Source organism: Mesorhizobium huakuii (genome assembly GCF_030160235.1).
GTDB classification, from domain to species: domain Bacteria; phylum Pseudomonadota; class Alphaproteobacteria; order Rhizobiales; family Rhizobiaceae; genus Mesorhizobium; species Mesorhizobium huakuii.
The window spans coordinates 237,213-254,105 of the sequence record NZ_BSNY01000027.1 but is presented as its reverse complement, the minus strand read 5'-3'; the positions used below and the strand labels follow the sequence as shown (position 1 = coordinate 254,105).

Below are 16,893 nucleotides of genomic sequence, written 5' to 3'. Positions count from 1 at the left end.
GAATCAGCTCCGCTGCTGCGAGGCGGTGATGACCTGCGCGCCTTCCTCCAGGCCGGATGTGATTTCGGTCAGTTCGCCATCGGTCGAGCCGATCTTGACGTTGACCGCGTGCGGCCGGCCGTTCTCCAGCACATAGAGCGTGCGCGAGCCGTCGGTGGGGGCCGTTGCGGCCTGGCGCTGGCGGTTGCCGCCCGGACGGCCCATGCGGCCGGTGAACAGGTCGCTGAAGCTCCACGCGCGGGCCGCCTGCTGCGTCGGGCGATAGCGGAAGGCGCTGGCAGGCACGGTGAGCACATCCTTGGCCTGCCTTGTGACGACCGAGACGGTGGCGGTCATGCCGGGCCGCAGCAACAGCTCGTTGTTGTCGACCTCGAGCCGCGCATTGTAGGTGACGACGCCGTCCGTCGTGAGCGAGGCATAGGAGATGTCGCGGATCTCGGCGTCGAACGGCCGGTCGGGGAAGGCGTCGACGGTGAAGCGCGCATGCTGGCCTGGCTTGACGGCGCCGATGTCGGCCTCGTCGACCGCCGCCACCAGCTCCATGTTCCTCAGATCAGCGGCGATGATGAACAGCACGGGCGCCTGCAACGAGGAGGCGACCGTTTGGCCGGGGTCGACCGAGCGCGTCAGCACGATGCCGTCGATCGGCGCGTAGATGGTGCTGTTGGCAAGGTCGGTCTGCTGCGATTTCAGGTCGGCATTGGCGATGGCAAGATTGGCCTCGGCGCTGTCCAGCGCTGCCTTTGAACGGTCGCGTGTCGCGGTCGCCGCCTCGAGCGACTGGTCGGTCGCCATTCCGCGCTTGGTCAGGGCGGCGGCGCGCACCAGCGCGCTCTCGTTCTCGGCGAGCGTCACCGTGGCGTCCTCGACATTGGCCGCCGCGCCCTTGGCGGAAGCCTTGGCGCGCTCGATCTGTACCTGCAGCTTGGTGGTGTCGAGGGCCGCCAGCACGTCGCCCCTTCTTCACCTGCTGGTTCTCATTGACCGAGACCGAGCGGATGACGCCGGAGAGCTGGCTGGAGATATCGACCTGGGTGAGCGGCTGCAGCGTGCCCGTCGCCGAGACCTGGACGGTGAGATCGGCCTTGGCGGCCGGGACCGTGGTGTAATCAACCTTGGCGGGCGTACCGGCATACCACTGATAGAGGCCAAGACCGGCGGCAAGCACGATCAGGGTCAGCAACGCATAGAGCCAGCCACGCCGGCGCGTCTTGCTCCGCCCGTTCTTATCGAGCCCGAGCGCCGTCTCGATGGCGGAATCCGATTCCGTCTTTGGCAGATTGACAATCTGGTCCACGTCGGACCCCTATGATGCGTAATGTCCCTGTCTGTGCACAGATCAGGGTTGCCGGTTCAAATATCAAATTAAATTTCGCCCATGTTGGGATTGAGGCAGGAATGCAAACCCGGAATTACTTGCTTTACGATGTGTTTACGACCGAGCGACTGGCCGGTAACCCGCTGGCCGTGGTGTTGGATTGCAAAGGTCTGGACACGGTAGCGATGCAGGCCATCGCCCGCGAATTCAACCTGTCCGAGACGGTCTTTGTGCTGCCGCCGGATAATCCCAAGCATAAAAACCGCATCCGCATCTTCACTCCGGATTATGAAATGCCGTTCGCCGGCCATCCGACGGTGGGTTCGGCAATCGCGCTTGCCGAAATGGCCGGCGAGGGCGGAGCCGGCATCTTCGTGCTGGAGGAAAACATCGGCCCGGTGCGCTGCGCCGTCAGCACGCATGATGGCGCTACCTTCGCCGAGTTCGACCTGGCGAAATTGCCGGAGCCGTTGAAGCTGGAGGCCGATCCGCAGGCGATCGGTGCCGCCCTCGGCCTTGCGCCGCATGAGATCGGCTTCGAGAATCACCGCGTCGCCTTCTGGTCGGCGGGCGTGCCCTATGTGACGATCCCGGTCGCCAATCTCGAAGCGGCGGGCCGCATCCGGCTGGACAACCAGGCATGGTCGGAGCTGGCGCCGCGCAAGAGCGAATGGGCCTTCGCCAGCCCGTACGTCTATTGCCGCGAGACGGTGAACCACGAAAGCGCCTTCCATGTCCGCATGATCGTGCCGGGCACGCCGTCCTATGAAGATCCGGCAACCGGTTCGGCGGCGGCGGCCTTTGCCGGCGCCATCATGCATTTCGATGCTCCGACGGATGGCATTTCGCAGCTTTGGATCGAGCAGGGGCTGGAAATGGGCCGGCCGTCGCGCATCCGCCTGGAACTGACCGTGCAAGGCGGAAAACTGGCCTCGGCACGCATTGGCGGCCACGCGGTCAAGGTGGCGGAAGGGAAGCTTTTCGTCTGATCGCGGAAAGGGTTTGTCGATTTGTCGGGAAATGATTCCGGCAGGGCTAGACATGACCGATGGTGGCGGCTATATGCCCGCCAACGCCGGTTTTTGCCGGCCGAGTGGGTGCGTAGCTCAGTTGGTAGAGCAGCTGACTCTTAATCAGCGGGTCCACAGTTCAATCCTGTGCGCACCCACCAAATTCCTAGAAGACTTGGTGGAAAGACCCTGAAAGCGAGATGCGTCTGGCGCGTCTTTGGCGAAGTGCTTGGCTGCGGTTGTCAACCAGCACCGCTATTTGGCAGCACCGCCATTTGGCGCTCATGACGATCTAACCGCGTCCAAAAACGCGGCTTAGAAATCTGCCGAATCGAAAAGCAATGTTCTTTTCTACGCCTTTAGCTTCATTAGCGTCAGTTTCGCCTTTGCCGCCTGAAAAATCGCTGATCAACCACCAGAAGAAAACCAGGAAGACAACGAAAATCGCTGTGTCGATCGGGCCGTAGCTGGAGTATCCACTGCGCCAAAGCACAAGTGCAAGCACTACGGCAATAGCCACGGCAGCGGCTGCGGGATGAAGCTTTTTCATCCGCCAGATCTATTCGAGAATCGCCGCAACCGGAAGATGCCGCTCCTGCCATGGCGAGAGCGGCTTGGTCGACCGAACCGGCGGAGTCTGGAACTACTTCTCCGATACCCCCGCCTCGGCAAAGCTAGCCATCCTTGCGTGGCACTCCAATGCCGAGCGGACGATGTTGACGGCCAGGCAGGCGCCGGACCCTTCGCCGAGCCGCATGCCGAGATCGAGCAGCGGCGGCAGGCCGAGCGCTTCGAGCAGGCCGCGATGGCCCGATTCAGCAGAGACATGAGCGGCAATGGTGTGAGCGAGGCCGGTCGGATGCAACCTGGCCAGCGGGGCGGCGGCGGCGGTGCAGACGAAGCCGTCGAGCAGCACGGGTATGCCGAGATGGCGGGCGGCCAGCGTGGCGCCGAAGATGGCGGCGAGTTCACGGCCGCCAAGTGAAGCGGCAACGCCCAGCGGGTCGGCAAGGGCGGCGGCGTGGCGCTTGAGGCCGGCTTCGATGGCGACCACCTTGCGCTTCAGGCCGGCATCGTCGACGCCGGTGCCTCGTCCGGTCCATTTTTCCGCGCCGCCGCCGAACAGCGCCGCCGAAATGGCGGCCGCCGGCGTGGTGTTGCCGATGCCCATTTCGCCGAAGCAGACCAGATCGAGGTCTTTCGTCACCGCGTCATAGCCGGCTGAAACGGCAGCAAGGAAGGCTTTCTCATCCATTGCCGGCACTTGCGTGAAGTCGCCGGTCGGATGGTCGAGATCGAGCGGGATGACATCGAGTTCGGCGCCGGCGATGCGGGCGAGCTGGTTGATGGCCGCGCCGCCGCCGGCGAAGTTCGCCACCATCTGCACGGTGACTTCGGAGGGATAGGCCGACACGCCCTGGGCGGTGACGCCGTGATTGCCGGCGAAGACGAAGACTTTCACCCTATCCAGCCTGGGCATGTCGCGGCCCTGCCAGCACGCCAGCCAGGCGGCGATGGTTTCCAGCCGGCCGAGGCTGCCTTGCGGCTTGGTGAGCGTGTCCTGGCGGCTGGAAACGGCCTTCGCGGCGGTATCGCTGCCGGCGGGCAGGTCGAGGCAGGCTGCGCGCAATTCATCGAGGGATTTGAAGGGCATGGGGGCAAGGTCTCCGGAAGGGAATCAGGTCAAGAGGAAAGCGCTACGGACGCGACGAGAAGCACCGCGATTTCGCTGACCTGCTGCAGGGCGCCGATCGTGTCGCCGGTCTGGCCACCGATCTGGCTGAGGCAAAGGGCATGGAAGGCGGCAAAGAACAGGCCGAGCAGGATCAGCGCCGCGATGGCGCCGCCGACCCCAAGCAGGAGAAGCGGGATCGCGCCAAGCACGGCGCCGGCGATCGCCGTTTCAAGCGAGACGGTACCGGCACCGGCCGAGAGTCCGTCGGAGCGCGCCGGCGGCAAGAGGTGCATGAAGGCGCCCAGCACGCCGCGCGAGGCCGCATGCGCGGCAACAAGGGCAAAGAGAGCCTGAGTGGGATCCACCAGCTCCGAAAGCACGTTCCAGCGGATCAGCAGCGACAGGGCCAGCGCCATGGCGCCATAGGCGCCGATGCGGCTGTCGCGCATGATGTCGAGTTTGCGGCCGCGCGATTTGCCGCCGCCAAAGCCGTCCGCGACGTCGGACAGTCCATCCTCGTGCAGGCAGCCGGTGGTGATCACGGTTGCAACAAGGGCAAGTGCCGCCGCCGGCCCCATGGCAAGGCCGAATCGTTCCGCCGTGGCAAAGACAATGGCGCCGATCAGGCCGACGACGACGCCGGCGACCGGTGCCGCCCAGATCGCGGCGGCGAGGCCGCGGCCGCGAAAGTCGAGGTCGGGCAAGGGCAGGCGGGTGAAGAAGACCAGGCAAAGCGCGACGTCATCGAGGATTTGCCGCGGCGAAAGGGTCAAATTCGGAAGCTTCATGCGCCGGCCTTCGCTATCGCGTGGAAGAAGGTACCGCTGACATGGCCGCGCCGATAGCCGGAAGCGCCGATCGGATTGCCCTGGCCGTCGGCGAGGTCGGCCAGCGGCTCGTCATTGCCGGTGGCCGTCATCTGCGCATAGTGGAATTCATGGCCGCGGATCAGCGCGCCCTGCATGCCGAGCGGGCAATCGGCGCGCAGCCGCGCCTCGCGATAGCCGAGATTCATTTTCCGTTTGGCGAAGCTGGTGGCGTGGCCGAGCAGGCCAAGCATGCGATGTGTTTCGCCTGATGCATCCTCCAGCGCTTCGCCAAGCACCATGAAGCCGCCGCACTCGCCATGGATCGGCTTCGTCGCCGCAAATCTTGCCATGCCGGCTTTGAAGGTGTCGGCAGCGGCAAGCTTGCCGGCGTGAAGCTCGGGATAGCCGCCGGGCAGCCAGCAGACATCGCAGCTCTCGTCGGGTGCTTCGTCGGCGAGCGGCGAGAACGGAACGATCTCCGCGCCGGCCTTGCGCCAACAGGCGGCGACATGCGGATAGAGGAAGGTGAAGGCGGCATCCTCGGCCAGCGCGATGTGTTGACCGGGCGGCTGCAACGCATCGCCAAAGCCGCCGGCCTCCGGAGCAAGGGGCGTCGCCAACCTCATCACGGCATCGAGGTCGAGCGATTTCTCCGCCATGTCGGCAAGCCGGTCGAGATGCGCCATCAGATCATCATACTCGCCGGCCTGGACAAGGCCGAGGTGGCGCTCGGGCAGATTGAGCGTGGGGTCGCGCAAGATGGCGCCGACCACGGGCAGGCCGATCGCCTCGATCGCATCGCCGGACAGCTTGCGATGACGCTCGCTGCCCAGCCGGTTGAGCACGACGCCGGCCATGCGCACATCGGGATCGTAGGTGGCAAACCCCTTGGCGACGGCCGCCGCCGTGGTCGACTGGCCCGACACGTCGAGCACCAGCAGCACCGGCAGGCCGTAGAGACGGGCGAGATCGGCGGCCGAGCCGGTGCGCCCCGGCGCCGCGGGAATGCCGTCGAACAGGCCCATGGCGCTTTCGAGGATGACGAAATCGGTGTCGTCGGCCTGTTGCGCGGCCAGCGCATTGAGCAGCGATGGCGGCATTGCCCAGCTGTCGAGATTGACGCCGGACAGGCCGGTCGCGGCGGTGTGGAAACCGGGGTCGATATAGTCGGGACCCGATTTGGCGCCGCGCACCTTCAGGCCGCGCCGGGTGAGCGCGCGCAGGATGCCGATGGTGACGCTGGTCTTGCCCGAGCCGGAGCGCGGCGCGCCGATGATGATGGCGCGGGCGGTCATGCCTGCCCCGTCAAGGCCGCGCGCATGGCGACGATGCCACCGACGACGATCAGCGCCGGCGAGGCAAGGCCTGCGGCTGCCGCTTCCTCGGCAATGGTTGCGAGCGTGGCGACGACGGTCCGCTCCTGCGGCGTGGTGGCGGCGACGATCACGGCCGCCGGCGTCGACGGCGCCAGCCCGCCATCGAGCAAAGCGGCCGCGATCAGCGGTAGATTGGCCATGCCCATATAGACGACGACCGGCTGGCCGGTGCGGGCGATTGCCGCCCAGTCGATGTCGTCATCGGTGCCGGCGGCGTGGCCGGTCGCCAGGATCACCGCCTTGTTGATGCCGCGCATGGTGGCCGGGATGCCGGTGGCGGCGAGCGCGCTGAGGCCGGATGTCAGGCCCGGCAGGACGCGGAATGGAATGGTTTCGCGTGCGAGCGCCAAGGCTTCTTCGCCGCCACGGCCGAAAATATAGGGATCGCCGCCCTTGAGCCTGACGACGCGGCGGCCTTCGCGCGCCAGTCGGACCAGCAGAGCGGTGATGTCGTCCTGCTTCATCGATGGCTGGCCGCCGCGCTTGCCGGCAAAGAACAGTTCGGCGTTCGCGGCAACGGCGACGACATCAGGCGAGACCAGCGCGTCGTAGACCAGCGCATCCGCCTCGGCCAAGGCCGCCAGCACTTCCAGCGTCAGGCAGCCGGGGTCGCCGGGGCCGGCGCCGGCCAGCCAGACATGGCCCGGCTCCAGCGGGCGCGGCCTGAAGTTCAGCCGGGCGAGCGCCTGTTCGAGCGTGGCGTTGCCGCCGGTGTTTTTGGTGTTGCCGCTCACAATCCGTCCCGTCCGCGAAAACGCCGCTGGTAGTGGGCGTCGTACAATGAACTCTCGCCAAAATCTTCCGCCGCCAACGAACGGCCGACGAAGATGATCGCAGTGCGCTCCATCGGATCGGCGGCCAGCTGTGCCTCGATCGTTTCCAGCGTTCCCGTCAACACCCGTTCATCCGGCCAGGAGGCGCGGAAGACGATCGCCACCGGACAATCGCCGCCATAATGCGGCGTCAATTCGGCGACGACGCGGTCGATGGCGTGAATGGCAAGATGAATGGCGAGCGTGGCGCCGGTGCGGCCGAAGCCGGCCAGCGTCTCACCGGGCGGCATTTTCGAGGCACGTCCGGAGACGCGGGTCAGCACCAGGCTCTGTGCGACTTCGGGGATCGTCAGTTCGCGGCGAAGTGCTGCGGCGGCTGCAGCGAAGGACGGGACGCCCGGTGTCAGCGTGTAGGGGATGCCTTGCTTTTCCAGCCGGCGGATCTGTTCGGCAACGGCGCTCCACACCGACAGGTCGCCGGAATGCAAGCGGGCGACATCATGGCCTGCCTTGTGGGCCTCGACATAGGCCGCCTCGATCTCGTCGAGCGACATTGGCGCGGTGTCGATCAGTTTTGTTCCCGGCGCGCAATGCTGCAGCAATTCGGGCGCGACGATCGACCCGGCATGCAGGCAGACCGGGCAGCTTGCCAGGAGCCTGGCGCCGCGCAGCGTGATGAGGTCGGCGGCGCCCGGACCGGCGCCGATGAAATGAACGGTCATGGCGCGTCTCCGCTGATGGCGATGGCGCAGGTGACCGGGCCAAGCACGATGCGGGGGCCAAGCAATTTTGCGCCGGCGCCTGCCACGGCAAGGGCGGATGCTTCGGAAACCGAGGGCGTGCCGGCGACTTCTTGCGAAAGGCTGGAATGGCTCAGCGTTTCCCTTGAGACATCCCGAAGGGCCGCGTCATCGACGATGATGACCGGGAGATTCAACGCGCCTCCGGCTGCAGCAATCGCTGCTTCATCCTTCTTCAGTGTGGCAGTTGCCAGTGCGGAAATCGCCGTCATGGCCAGACCATGCGTTTCGAGAGCGGTTTCAATCGCGGCAAGCACATCTTCGACGCTCACGCCTTTTCGGCTGCCGATTCCCGCGACCATCATGGCTTCACCCAGCTCCATTGGGTGACCGGCATGGCCGGCCGCCAGGCCTGCATCGAGCCGACCGGCGAGGCGCGAGAAATGGCTATCCGGGTGAGATCACCACCAAGCTTTGTGTGCTGCGCGAGTAGCAAGGCTTCCATCTCCAGCGTGACGGCGTTGGCGACGAGCCGGCCGCCAGGGCGCAGCGCCTTGGTGGCAGCGCTCAGCACACCGGTATCGCTGCCGCCACCGCCGATGAAGATCGCGTCCGGCGTGTCCAGTTTGGCAAGCGCCTTGGGCGCGCTGCCTTCCACCACGACAAGGCCGGGAACACCACAGGCGGCGGCGTTGCGATGGATGCGGGCGGCGCGGGTCGGATCGGCTTCGATGGCGATCGTGCGCATCAAGGGGTGCGCCAGCATCCATTCGATGCCGATGGAGCCGGAGCCGGCGCCGATATCCCACAGCAATTCGCCGCGCCTCGGCGCCAGAGACGACAGGGTGATGGCGCGGATTTCGCGTTTGGTGATCTGGCCGTCATGGTCGAACAGATGGTCGGCGAGGCCAACCGTGAGCGGCAGGACGCGGGCTTGCGGATTCGAATCAATTTCGATGGCCAGCACATTGAGCGGATTGATGTTTTCGAGGTCGAAGGCATCCGCGCGTGCAGTGCGCTGGCTCTCCTTTGGCCCACCCAATGCCTCCAGGACCGTCAGTCGCGATGCACCGAAATCGAGTTCGGTGAGCAGGCGGGCAATTGCATCCGGCGCTTCTGCATCCGACGTCAGCACCAGGATGCGCGCATTGGGCTGCAGTAAGGGTCGGATCAGGTCGAGCGGCCGGCCATGCAACGAGACGGTCTCGATATCCTGCAGCGCCCAGCCAAGGCGGGCGGCCGCCAGCGAAACCGCCGACGGCGCGGGAATGACATGCATTTCCCGCGGCTTGACCTTGCGGGCGAGGGTGGCGCCCACCCCGTGGAAGAAGGGATCGCCGGAGGCGAGCACACAGACGTTTCTGCCGGCAAGCGCCAGCACGTCGGCCATCCCGGCATCGAAAGGCACTGGCCAGGGACGCGGCTCGCCCTTGGCGAAGGACGCGACCAGCGCCAGATGGCGCTTGCCGCCGAAGATGATCTCGGCCTTGGCAATCCGCTGCTTGGCCTCGTCGCCGAGACCCGCTAAACCGTCCTCGCCGATGCCGATCACCGTCAGCCATTTCGGCCTGGCGCCGCGCGAACTTTCAGCAGGCATGATGACCCACCGCATTCTGATCCTCGGCGGCACCACGGAAGCCCGGCAACTGGCCGGCAAACTGGTGGTACGCGCCTCGGTCACGCTGTCTTTGGCCGGCCGCACGGAAAACCCGGTCGCGCAAGGCGTGCCCGTGCGAAGCGGCGGCTTTGGCGGCGCCGAGGGGCTGGCCGCCTATCTCAGGGAGACCGGCACCGACCTGATGATCGACGCCACACATCCCTATGCCGCGCGAATCTCGGCCAATGCCGCGCAAGCGGCGCGGCTGACCGGCGTGCCGATCCTTGCCTTGCGCCGTCCCGGCTGGGAGCCTGTCGAAGGCGACCGCTGGACGCTGGTCGACACAACAGGCGAGGCCGTGCAAGCGCTTGGTCCGGCGCCGCGGCGCGTCTTCCTGGCGCTTGGCCGGCAAGAGGTTGCTGCCTTCGAAGCAGCCCCCCGGCATCACTACCTCATTCGCAGCGTCGATCCCGTCGAGCCGAAGCTGGCCGTGCCGGATGCGAGCTATCTGCTGGCTCGTGGGCCGTTTGGCGAGGCGGAAGAACGCGCGCTGCTCGAAAAGCATCGTATCGACGTCGTCGTCTCCAAGAACAGCGGCGGCGCTGCCACTTACGGGAAGATTGCCGCCGCGCGAGCACTTGGCATCGACGTGGTCATGGTCCGCAGGCCTGATCTGCCGGAGGTGCCTTCGGCTGAAACCGTCGATGAGCTCGCCGCGATGGTCGATCATTTCATCGAGCCCGCTGCCGAGCGCGGCGTGTAGACCAGCGCCGGTTTGTCGCCGCGCTTGATGATGCGGGTTTCCGGCGAGCCGATGATGATGCAGGTCGCCATGTCGGCCTTTTGCGCGTCGACATCGGCCAGCAGGTAGACCTCGATGCGTTCGTCCGGACGGCCGGCGGCGCGGCCGAAAATCACAGGCGTGGTGCCGGGCAGGATCGCCGCCAGGCACTCGAAGGCGCGGCCGAGCTGCCAGGGGCGCGCCTTGCTGATCGGGTTGTAGAGCGCAATGACGAAGCCGGCGCCCGCCGCCGCCAGTAGGCGCAGTTCGATCAACTCCCATGGTTTCAGATTGTCGGACAGCGAGATGGCGCAGAAATCATGGCCGAGCGGCGCGCCGATGCGGGCGGCGACGGCAAGCATCGCGGTGATGCCGGGCACGACGGCGATATCGACGGCACGCCATTCGGCCGGGCCGGCTTCGATCGCCTCGCAGACGGCGGCCGCCATGGCGAAGACGCCGGGATCGCCGCCGGAAACCACGGCGACATCGTGGCCCTCTGCGGCCTTGACCAAGGCATCCTTGGAGCGGGCGAGTTCCTCGCGATTGTCGGAGGCGACGCGGGTCTGGTCCGGGCGCAGGTCCAGCCGGTCGAGATAGGGCTTGTAGCCATAGAAGAATTTCGCTTCGGCCACGGCGCGGCGGGCCTCAGGGGTGACCTGATCGGCATTGCCAGGCCCGAGGCCGATGACGGTGAGACGGCCGCTCATGCCTGGGCTCCCAGCGCGCCGGGCCGGCCGGACCAGCCGGCGACCAGCACAATGGCGAAGTAGGGCGCCTTGTCGTCCTGTTTGTCGGCGAGCTTCATCGAGACGCTGCCGGCCATGGTGCCGCGCTCGACATAGACGGCGCGGGCCAGCTTGCCAGTGGCCTCCAGCGCCCGCCTGATCTTGGGCAGGTTGCGGCCGACCTTCATGATGACGGCGGCGTCGGTGTCGGCCAGCCTGCGGGTAAGCTCGAACTCGCTCATCGTGCCGGGCAGAACCGTCAGCACATCGTCGCCCTGGACGATCGGCACACCGGTCTGCGACCAGCAGCCGGACATGGCGGTGACGCCCGGGATGACCTCGGTCGGGAAACGATGGGCGAGGCGCACATGCAGATGCATGTAGGAGCCGTAGAAAAGCGGATCGCCTTCGGACAGCACGGCAACCATTTTGCCGGCTTGAAGGTATTCGGCGACCTTTTCGGCCGACTCCTCGTAGAAACCGGTGATCTGCGAGCGGTAGTCGTCGTGATCCTTGTCGATTTCGGTGGTGACGGGATAGAGCAGCGGCAATTCAAGCATGTCTGGCCGGAAGCGCGTCTCGACGATGGCCCGCGCATTGCTGTTGTTGCCGCGCTTGGCGAAATAGGCAACGACATCGGCCTCGGCCAAGGCGCGTGCGGCCTTCAGCGTCAACAGTTCGGGATCGCCGGGACCGGTGCCGACGCCGACAAGGCGGCCTTTGGGAAGCGCGTTCACAGGCCGGGCCTCGCCAGGGAGTTGAGCGCGGCGGCGGTCATGGCGCTGCCGCCCAGCCTGCCGCGCACGATGGCATAGGGCACGCCATAGGAATTCTCGGCCAGCGCATCCTTCGATTCGGCCGCGCCGACGAAGCCGACCGGCATGCCGATGATGGCCGCCGGCTTCGGCGCGCCGTCGCGCAATTTTTCCAGGAGATAGAACAGCGCGGTCGGCGCATTGCCGATGGCGACGACGGAGCCGGCCATGCGTTCGCCCCACAGGTCGATCGCGGCGGCGGAGCGGGTGTTGCCGATCGCCTTGGCGATCTCATGCGTTCTCGGATCGCGCAGCGTGCAGATCACCTCGTTGCCGGCCGGCAGCCGAGCGCGGGTGACACCGTGGGAGACCATTTCCGCGTCGCAGAAGATCGGCGCGCCGCCGGCAAGAGCCGCGCGCGCGGCGGCGACGAAGTCTGGCGAAAAAGCGAAATGGCTCGATGCTTCGACTTGGCCGCAGGCATGGATCATGCGGATCGCGACATCGGCCTCGGCTTCGGAGAAGCGCGAAAGGTCCGCCTCGGCGCGGATGATGGCGAAGGAGCGCTCGTAGATCGCCGTGCCGTCGTGGATATAGTCGTAGGCGACCATGCTTATTCCTGTTGGTAAGTCTCGGCGATTGCCGCCGGCCCGAGCCTTGTCAGGCAAGCGGCGGCGGTCTCGCCCTGAGATCGTGCGCTGCGGATCGCCGCCGCGACGCGACCGATGCCGCGCGCGGCGTCATAGCCCGGCCTGTAGCCCGCAGGAAGGGCCTTTGCCGTCGCGTTCACGACAAGTCCGGCTCCATTTTCGCCGCCGACGATTGTGAGCGCCGCCGGGCCGGGATGCGCGCAGCCCTTGGCGCAGCCGGAAATGTGCAGGGTGAAGTCGAGGATGTCGGCGTTTTCGGCGGCGATCGTCTCGGCTATGTCGCGGGTGGCGATCCGGCCGGAGGCGCAAGCCGGGGTGCCGGGGCAGGCGGCGATGCGCGTGCGCGGATCGGAGGGGGAGGTGACGAAGCCGAGGGTGGTGGCTGCGGCCTGGAGGCTTGTGCAAACGGCGTCTGGCTGACCAACGAAGAGCAGGGCACGTCCCGGGGCGAGACGGATTTCGGTGGTGCCGAGGGTGAGGGCGTGCCGGGCGAGGGCGATGATTTTATCAGCCGGCATGCTGCCGTAGGGCAGGCCGATGCCGAGGGCTGTAGCGTGGCTTACGTTGAAGAAGCCAATTGGCCGACGATTGCGCCCTACAGCGCCCCTCTCCCCCCTTGCGGGGGAGATGTCTGGCAGGACAGAGGGGCGCGCTTCGCGCAACCCTGTCAAACATAGCCAACCGGCGAGAGACGCCAATTGCCTCTCGGACAAATCACGCGCGTGGGCGTCGCGGCCCTTCTCGGCAACCATTCGGAGAGCGGCGACAGTGATGTCGCGCGCTGCATCGTCTTCAACCGTCGCAAGCTGTTTCGCGCTTTGGCCGTCACCAGCGACAAATACAGTCCACAGAACGCCTTCGTCATCCCGCACCGCGTTCAGCCTGACATCGGCCGTCACCCCATCCAGCGTCAGTTGCCCGCCGCCGTCGACAACCACCGACACTTTCGGCCCCAGCCTTGGCGTAAGCCCGGCATCCTCGATCGCCACCCTGATCCGCTCGGCCAGCGGTCGCGGATCGGCGATCTCCCTCGGATCGATGCCCGCCAACGGACCGGTCTCGACCGGCACGCCAGTCCGCACCGCAATGCCCAGCGCATCGACCTCCGCCGCCAGCAGTTCTGCGCTCTCCGCTGTCAGGCCACGTATCTGCAGACTGCCGCGCGCGGTCACTTCCATGATGCCGTTGCCATGCCGCAGGGCGGATTCTGCCAGCGAGATCAGAAGCTTCGGCGTCAGCCCTCCGGCAGCCGGGTTGAGTCGCACCAGGAGTCCATCGCCGGTCTGCATCGGTGCCGACAAAGCCGGACAGGCGCCGCGGCGCGAGAAGGCGTTCATGCCGCAACTCCAAGTGCCTCGGCCTCGGCAATCAGGGCAGCGAGATCGTCGTCGATGGAATTGCGCAAGGGATGCCAGAGGCCGCGCCGGCGCGCTGACAGGAAACGCTCCGCAATGACTTTCGCCGCCGCCGGGTTTTCGCGCAGGATGAAGGCGCGGACTTCGGGATCGCCGACATAGGCATCGTGCACGGCCTCGATCAGCGCGCCCGATATGGCATGGGTGGTTTCGGCGAAGCCGACCAGCCGGTCGACCGTCTCGGCGAATTCGGAGGCGCCGCGTGGGCCGTGCCGCATCTGTCCTGATATGAAGCGCGCATTGACGGCGCGGGCGCGCACCACCCTCGACACGGCCTCACTGACCGAGCGTGGCTTCGGCTTTTGCGGGTCGGTGGTATCGAGCACGATGACGTCGGCATTCCGGCCAAGCGCCGCAAGCGCGGCCGAAAAGCCGCCGATGAAAGCGACGTCGGCGGAGCCTTCAAGAATGTCGCGGCCGGGGTCGTCGCCGGTATGGACCAGAAGATCGGCCTCGGCGATGCGGGTTTCGAAAGCGCCGGGCGCCGAAATGCCTTCGCCGCCGGCGCCGCCATAGGCGTGCGAAGTGGCGTCGAGATAGGCGCGGCCGATCTCTTCGCGCGCCGCCCAGTCGCCGCTCGACAAAAGATCCTCGACGCCGGCGCCATAGGTGCCGGGCGAGGTGCCGAAAATGCGTGGGCTGATCTTGCCATCCGCTCGGGTCCGGGCCGCGAGCGGGTTTTCCGAATCCTCCTCGTCGCGGGCGGCAACCGCGTTGGCGGCGGCGTCGATCAGCGCGATCTGGGTCGGGAACATGTCGCGGAACAGGCCCGAAATGCGCCAGGTGACATCGACGCGCGCGCGGCCGAGCATGGCCGGCGGCAGCACCTCGATGCCGGTGATGCGGCCGGTGGCGGCATCCCATTGCGGCCGGCAGCCCATCAGCGCCAGGCCTTGCGCGATCTCCTCGCCGCCGGTGCGCAGCGAGGCCGAGCCCCAGAGGTCGATGACCAGCGAACGCGGCCAGTCGCCATGCGATTGCAGATAGCCGCGCACCACTTCTTCCGCCGCCGCCTTGCCCAGATCATAGGCGGTCGGTGTCGGCATGGTGCGTGGATCCGACGTGAACAGGTTGCGGCCGGTGGGCAGCACGTCGGAGCGGCCACGCGCCGGCGCGCCGGCCGGACCGGCCCTGACGTGGCGGCCATCGAGCGCGGCAAGCAGCGCCGCCTTTTCGGCCTCGGCGCTTTGGCGGCGCATGGCTTCGGACTCATCGTCGGGCGCGCGGCCGTAGATATGCAAGCCGTCCTTGATGGCGAAGTCCTTGAGATCGCAGAGCCAGGCATCGATGCGGCGCAGCGCCTCGTCGGGCGCGTCGCTCCTGGCGACGCCAGCTTCGGCGGCGAGGCCGGTCTTCTGCGCCGTATCGACGATCAGTTTTGCGAGACGGTCGCGGCGGCGGCGGTCGAGGCCGTCGGCCTGGGCGTATTCGTCGACCAGGCGTTCGAGCTTGTGCTGATCCTCGTCCAGCCCGGCGCCGGTCAGAGGCGGCGGCAGATGGCCGAGGGTGACGGCGGCGATGCGCCGCTTGGCCTGTGCGGCTTCGCCCGGATTGGAGACGATGAAGGGATAGATGACGGGCAGGGGACCGGTGACGATCTCGGGGAAGCAGCTCTGCGACAGGGCAACGGTCTTGCCCGGAAGCCATTCCAGCGTGCCATGCGCGCCGACATGGATGAGCGCATGGGCGCCGAGCGATTTGCGCAGCCACAGGCCGAAGGCGATCAGGGCGTGGCGGGGCGGCAGCGTCGGATCGTGATAGTCGGCGCGGCGATCGGCGGAGCGGCCACGATCGGGGGCCAGCGCCACGGTGATGTTGCCGAAGGTCGCGGCGCGGAAGGGGAAGTGCAGCGAGGTCGGCGCTTGAACACCCGCTTTCCCCCACGCCGCCTCAACTGCAGTCATTGCCTCGACAGGCAGGTCTCGTGAAAGGGCGAGATACTCATCCATCCCAAACCCCTGATCGCCCCGCTCCAGCAAATCCAGCAACGCCCGCGGCGATTGCGGAATCCCCTCAACCGCATAGCCCTGGTCCTTCAGGTCATGCAGCATGGCCAGCACGCTGGACGGCACGTCGAGGCCGACAGCATAACCGGTGCGGCCAGGCGCGCTTGGGTAATCCGGGATCAGGATAGCCAGCTTGCGCTCGGGGCGGGACGTCTCCTGTAAGCGGACGAAGGCCGCCACACGATCAGCCACCTGCGCCACGCGATCCGGTTCCGGCCGGTTGGCGAAGGCGCGGTGGCCAAGTGCCGGATCGACATCGCTTTCGCCCTTGAAGGAGATCGCGCCGGCGAGGATGCGGCCGTCCAACTCTGGCAGCACGACATGCATGGCGAGGTCGGCGGGCGCCAGGCCACGCTGGTTGTTCCCCCAGACGTCGCGGCGGGTGGTGGCGACAATGACCTGGAAGACCGGCACGCCGGCGCGGTCGAACAGGGTTTCGACGCCCGGTTCGGCACCAGAGGCGAAAGCGGTCGCGGCGATGATGGCGGCGGGTCTGAGCGAGGCGAGGGCTGTCTCCACGAAGGCCAGGGATGCCGGATCCTTGAGGCTGGAGACGAAGATGGGGACAGGCGTCATGCCGCGCTGCCGCAGCGCGTCGAAAAGGGCGTCGATGGGCGCGACGTCGGCGGCGAGCAGCATCGAACGGTAGAAGAGAATGGGCACGACCTTGCCCTCGCCCTGGAGGGGGAGAGGGACAGCGCCGCGGCCTGGCGCGTAGTAGCCGGCCTTCGGCACCGCCACGGGCTCGACAACGGCCGCGTCCTGTCCAGCCAGCCTGGCCAGCCTATGCACGAGCGCGCCCATATTGGCCGGGCCGCCCTCGCGGAAATAGCCGAGCAGGGCGTCCAATTCCTGGCGCGGCAGCGTCGAGGCTTCGATCAGCCTGATATCCTCGTCATGGCTTTCGCCCGGCAGCAGCGCCAGCTTGATGCCGCGCTCGCGGGCGGTCGAGGCCAACTGGTCGCAGCCATAGCGCCACCAGTCGTAGCCGCCCAGGATTCGCACCAGGATAATCTTGGCGTGGCGGGCGACGCTGTCGATCCAGAGATCGACGGACATGGGATGGCGCAGGTCGCGAAGCGCGGCCAACCGCATCGAGGGCAAGCGGGCGGCTTCCGCCTTCCAGGCTGCCGCCAGTCCGGCGAGGTCGCTGTCGGTGAAGGACAAGGCCACGATATCCGCCGGCGTCTGCCGCAGATCGACAGGCTCGGCGAGGTCGTCGAGCGAGGCGGAGGTCGTGGTGAGGATATGCATCGCGGC

Annotated in this window: 15 protein-coding genes, 1 tRNA gene and 1 pseudogene; 3 read left to right on the top strand and 14 right to left on the bottom strand. The window is 66.9% G+C overall.

The genetic code is table 11. The annotated features are described in order from the left end of the window. Nucleotides 1–3 precede the first annotated feature (3 nt). Nucleotides 4–1,297: pseudogene (locus QQK95_RS15310) on the bottom strand (efflux RND transporter periplasmic adaptor subunit). A gap of 101 nt (nt 1,298–1,398) precedes the next feature. Here QQK95_RS15310 and QQK95_RS15305 point away from each other — a divergent pair. Then, nucleotides 1,399–2,307: a PhzF family phenazine biosynthesis protein gene (locus QQK95_RS15305; RefSeq protein ID WP_284274028.1), complete on the top strand. Its 909-nt coding sequence runs from the start codon at nt 1,399–1,401 to the stop codon at nt 2,305–2,307. 106 nt (nt 2,308–2,413) lie between these two features. Continuing rightward, nucleotides 2,414–2,489 (top strand) — tRNA-Lys (locus tag QQK95_RS15300). A gap of 131 nt (nt 2,490–2,620) precedes the next feature. Here the strand turns inward: QQK95_RS15300 and QQK95_RS15295 are convergent. The 8 genes from QQK95_RS15295 to cbiE form a co-directional block, all read right to left on the bottom strand. Beyond that, nucleotides 2,621–2,878, bottom strand: a complete 258-nt coding sequence (locus tag QQK95_RS15295) for a hypothetical protein (protein WP_284274027.1) — start codon at nt 2,876–2,878, stop codon at nt 2,621–2,623. Between the two features lie 93 nt (nt 2,879–2,971). Next, entirely contained in the window at nt 2,972–3,982 is a 1,011-nt protein-coding gene (gene cobT, locus QQK95_RS15290; protein WP_284274026.1) for a nicotinate-nucleotide--dimethylbenzimidazole phosphoribosyltransferase, read from the bottom strand. 29 nt (nt 3,983–4,011) lie between these two features. Further along, a complete protein-coding gene (locus QQK95_RS15285; protein ID WP_284274025.1) occupies nt 4,012–4,791 on the bottom strand; it encodes an adenosylcobinamide-GDP ribazoletransferase in 780 nt (259 codons plus the stop codon). Then, nucleotides 4,788–6,107, bottom strand: a complete 1,320-nt coding sequence (locus tag QQK95_RS15280) for a cobyrinate a,c-diamide synthase (protein ID WP_284274024.1) — start codon at nt 6,105–6,107, stop codon at nt 4,788–4,790. The genes QQK95_RS15285 and QQK95_RS15280 overlap by 4 nt, the downstream gene beginning before the upstream one ends. After that, nucleotides 6,104–6,922: a uroporphyrinogen-III C-methyltransferase gene (gene cobA / locus QQK95_RS15275; RefSeq protein WP_284274023.1), complete on the bottom strand. Its 819-nt coding sequence runs from the start codon at nt 6,920–6,922 to the stop codon at nt 6,104–6,106. Before cobA ends, QQK95_RS15280 begins: the two co-directional genes overlap by 4 nt. Continuing rightward, on the bottom strand, nt 6,919–7,683 hold the full coding sequence (gene cobM / locus QQK95_RS15270; protein WP_284274022.1) for a precorrin-4 C(11)-methyltransferase: 765 nt from the start codon (nt 7,681–7,683) through the stop codon (nt 6,919–6,921). The genes cobA and cobM overlap by 4 nt, the downstream gene beginning before the upstream one ends. Beyond that, a complete protein-coding gene (locus QQK95_RS15265) occupies nt 7,680–8,066 on the bottom strand; it encodes a cobalamin biosynthesis protein (protein WP_284274021.1) in 387 nt (128 codons plus the stop codon). The genes cobM and QQK95_RS15265 overlap by 4 nt, the downstream gene beginning before the upstream one ends. After that, nucleotides 8,063–9,298, bottom strand: a complete 1,236-nt coding sequence (gene cbiE, locus QQK95_RS15260; protein ID WP_284274020.1) for a precorrin-6y C5,15-methyltransferase (decarboxylating) subunit CbiE — start codon at nt 9,296–9,298, stop codon at nt 8,063–8,065. The genes QQK95_RS15265 and cbiE overlap by 4 nt, the downstream gene beginning before the upstream one ends. A 1-nt stretch (nt 9,299) precedes the next feature. Between cbiE and QQK95_RS15255 the strand changes: the two genes are divergently transcribed. Further along, entirely contained in the window at nt 9,300–10,061 is a 762-nt protein-coding gene (locus QQK95_RS15255) for a cobalt-precorrin-6A reductase (RefSeq protein ID WP_284274019.1), read from the top strand. Here the strand turns inward: QQK95_RS15255 and QQK95_RS15250 are convergent. The 5 genes from QQK95_RS15250 to cobN are packed head-to-tail and all read right to left on the bottom strand — an operon-like array spanning nt 10,025 to nt 16,887. Then, nucleotides 10,025–10,789 (bottom strand): precorrin-3B C(17)-methyltransferase, encoded by a 765-nt coding sequence (locus tag QQK95_RS15250; protein WP_284274018.1) that lies wholly within the window; start codon nt 10,787–10,789, stop codon nt 10,025–10,027. The genes QQK95_RS15255 and QQK95_RS15250 overlap by 37 nt on opposite strands. Further along, nucleotides 10,786–11,544 carry a precorrin-2 C(20)-methyltransferase gene (locus tag QQK95_RS15245; protein ID WP_284274003.1) on the bottom strand — a complete coding sequence of 253 codons (759 nt, stop codon included), beginning with the start codon at nt 11,542–11,544 and terminating at the stop codon, nt 10,786–10,788. Before QQK95_RS15245 ends, QQK95_RS15250 begins: the two co-directional genes overlap by 4 nt. Beyond that, complete coding sequence (locus QQK95_RS15240; protein ID WP_284274001.1) at nt 11,541–12,173, bottom strand: precorrin-8X methylmutase; 633 nt, start codon at nt 12,171–12,173, stop codon at nt 11,541–11,543. Before QQK95_RS15240 ends, QQK95_RS15245 begins: the two co-directional genes overlap by 4 nt. Nucleotides 12,174–12,175: 2 nt before the next feature. Continuing rightward, nucleotides 12,176–13,549 carry a precorrin-3B synthase gene (gene cobG / locus QQK95_RS15235; RefSeq protein ID WP_284273999.1) on the bottom strand — a complete coding sequence of 458 codons (1,374 nt, stop codon included), beginning with the start codon at nt 13,547–13,549 and terminating at the stop codon, nt 12,176–12,178. Then, nucleotides 13,546–16,887 carry a cobaltochelatase subunit CobN gene (gene cobN, locus QQK95_RS15230; RefSeq protein ID WP_284273997.1) on the bottom strand — a complete coding sequence of 1,114 codons (3,342 nt, stop codon included), beginning with the start codon at nt 16,885–16,887 and terminating at the stop codon, nt 13,546–13,548. The genes cobG and cobN overlap by 4 nt, the downstream gene beginning before the upstream one ends. Between the last annotated feature and the right edge of the window lie 6 nt (nt 16,888–16,893).

Coding starts and splice junctions, on each gene's coding strand:
- QQK95_RS15305 (WP_284274028.1), top strand. CDS start 1,399: ATGCAAACCCGGAATTACTTGCTTTACGATGTGTTTACGACCGAGCGA.
- QQK95_RS15295 (WP_284274027.1), bottom strand. CDS start 2,878: ATGAAAAAGCTTCATCCCGCAGCCGCTGCCGTGGCTATTGCCGTAGTG.
- cobT (WP_284274026.1), bottom strand. CDS start 3,982: ATGCCCTTCAAATCCCTCGATGAATTGCGCGCAGCCTGCCTCGACCTG.
- QQK95_RS15285 (WP_284274025.1), bottom strand. CDS start 4,791: ATGAAGCTTCCGAATTTGACCCTTTCGCCGCGGCAAATCCTCGATGAC.
- QQK95_RS15280 (WP_284274024.1), bottom strand. CDS start 6,107: ATGACCGCCCGCGCCATCATCATCGGCGCGCCGCGCTCCGGCTCGGGC.
- cobM (WP_284274022.1), bottom strand. CDS start 7,683: ATGACCGTTCATTTCATCGGCGCCGGTCCGGGCGCCGCCGACCTCATC.
- QQK95_RS15265 (WP_284274021.1), bottom strand. CDS start 8,066: ATGATGGTCGCGGGAATCGGCAGCCGAAAAGGCGTGAGCGTCGAAGAT.
- cbiE (WP_284274020.1), bottom strand. CDS start 9,298: ATGCCTGCTGAAAGTTCGCGCGGCGCCAGGCCGAAATGGCTGACGGTG.
- QQK95_RS15255 (WP_284274019.1), top strand. CDS start 9,300: ATGACCCACCGCATTCTGATCCTCGGCGGCACCACGGAAGCCCGGCAA.
- QQK95_RS15250 (WP_284274018.1), bottom strand. CDS start 10,789: ATGAGCGGCCGTCTCACCGTCATCGGCCTCGGGCCTGGCAATGCCGAT.
- QQK95_RS15240 (WP_284274001.1), bottom strand. CDS start 12,173: ATGGTCGCCTACGACTATATCCACGACGGCACGGCGATCTACGAGCGC.
- cobG (WP_284273999.1), bottom strand. CDS start 13,549: ATGAACGCCTTCTCGCGCCGCGGCGCCTGTCCGGCTTTGTCGGCACCG.
- cobN (WP_284273997.1), bottom strand. CDS start 16,887: ATGCATATCCTCACCACGACCTCCGCCTCGCTCGACGACCTCGCCGAG.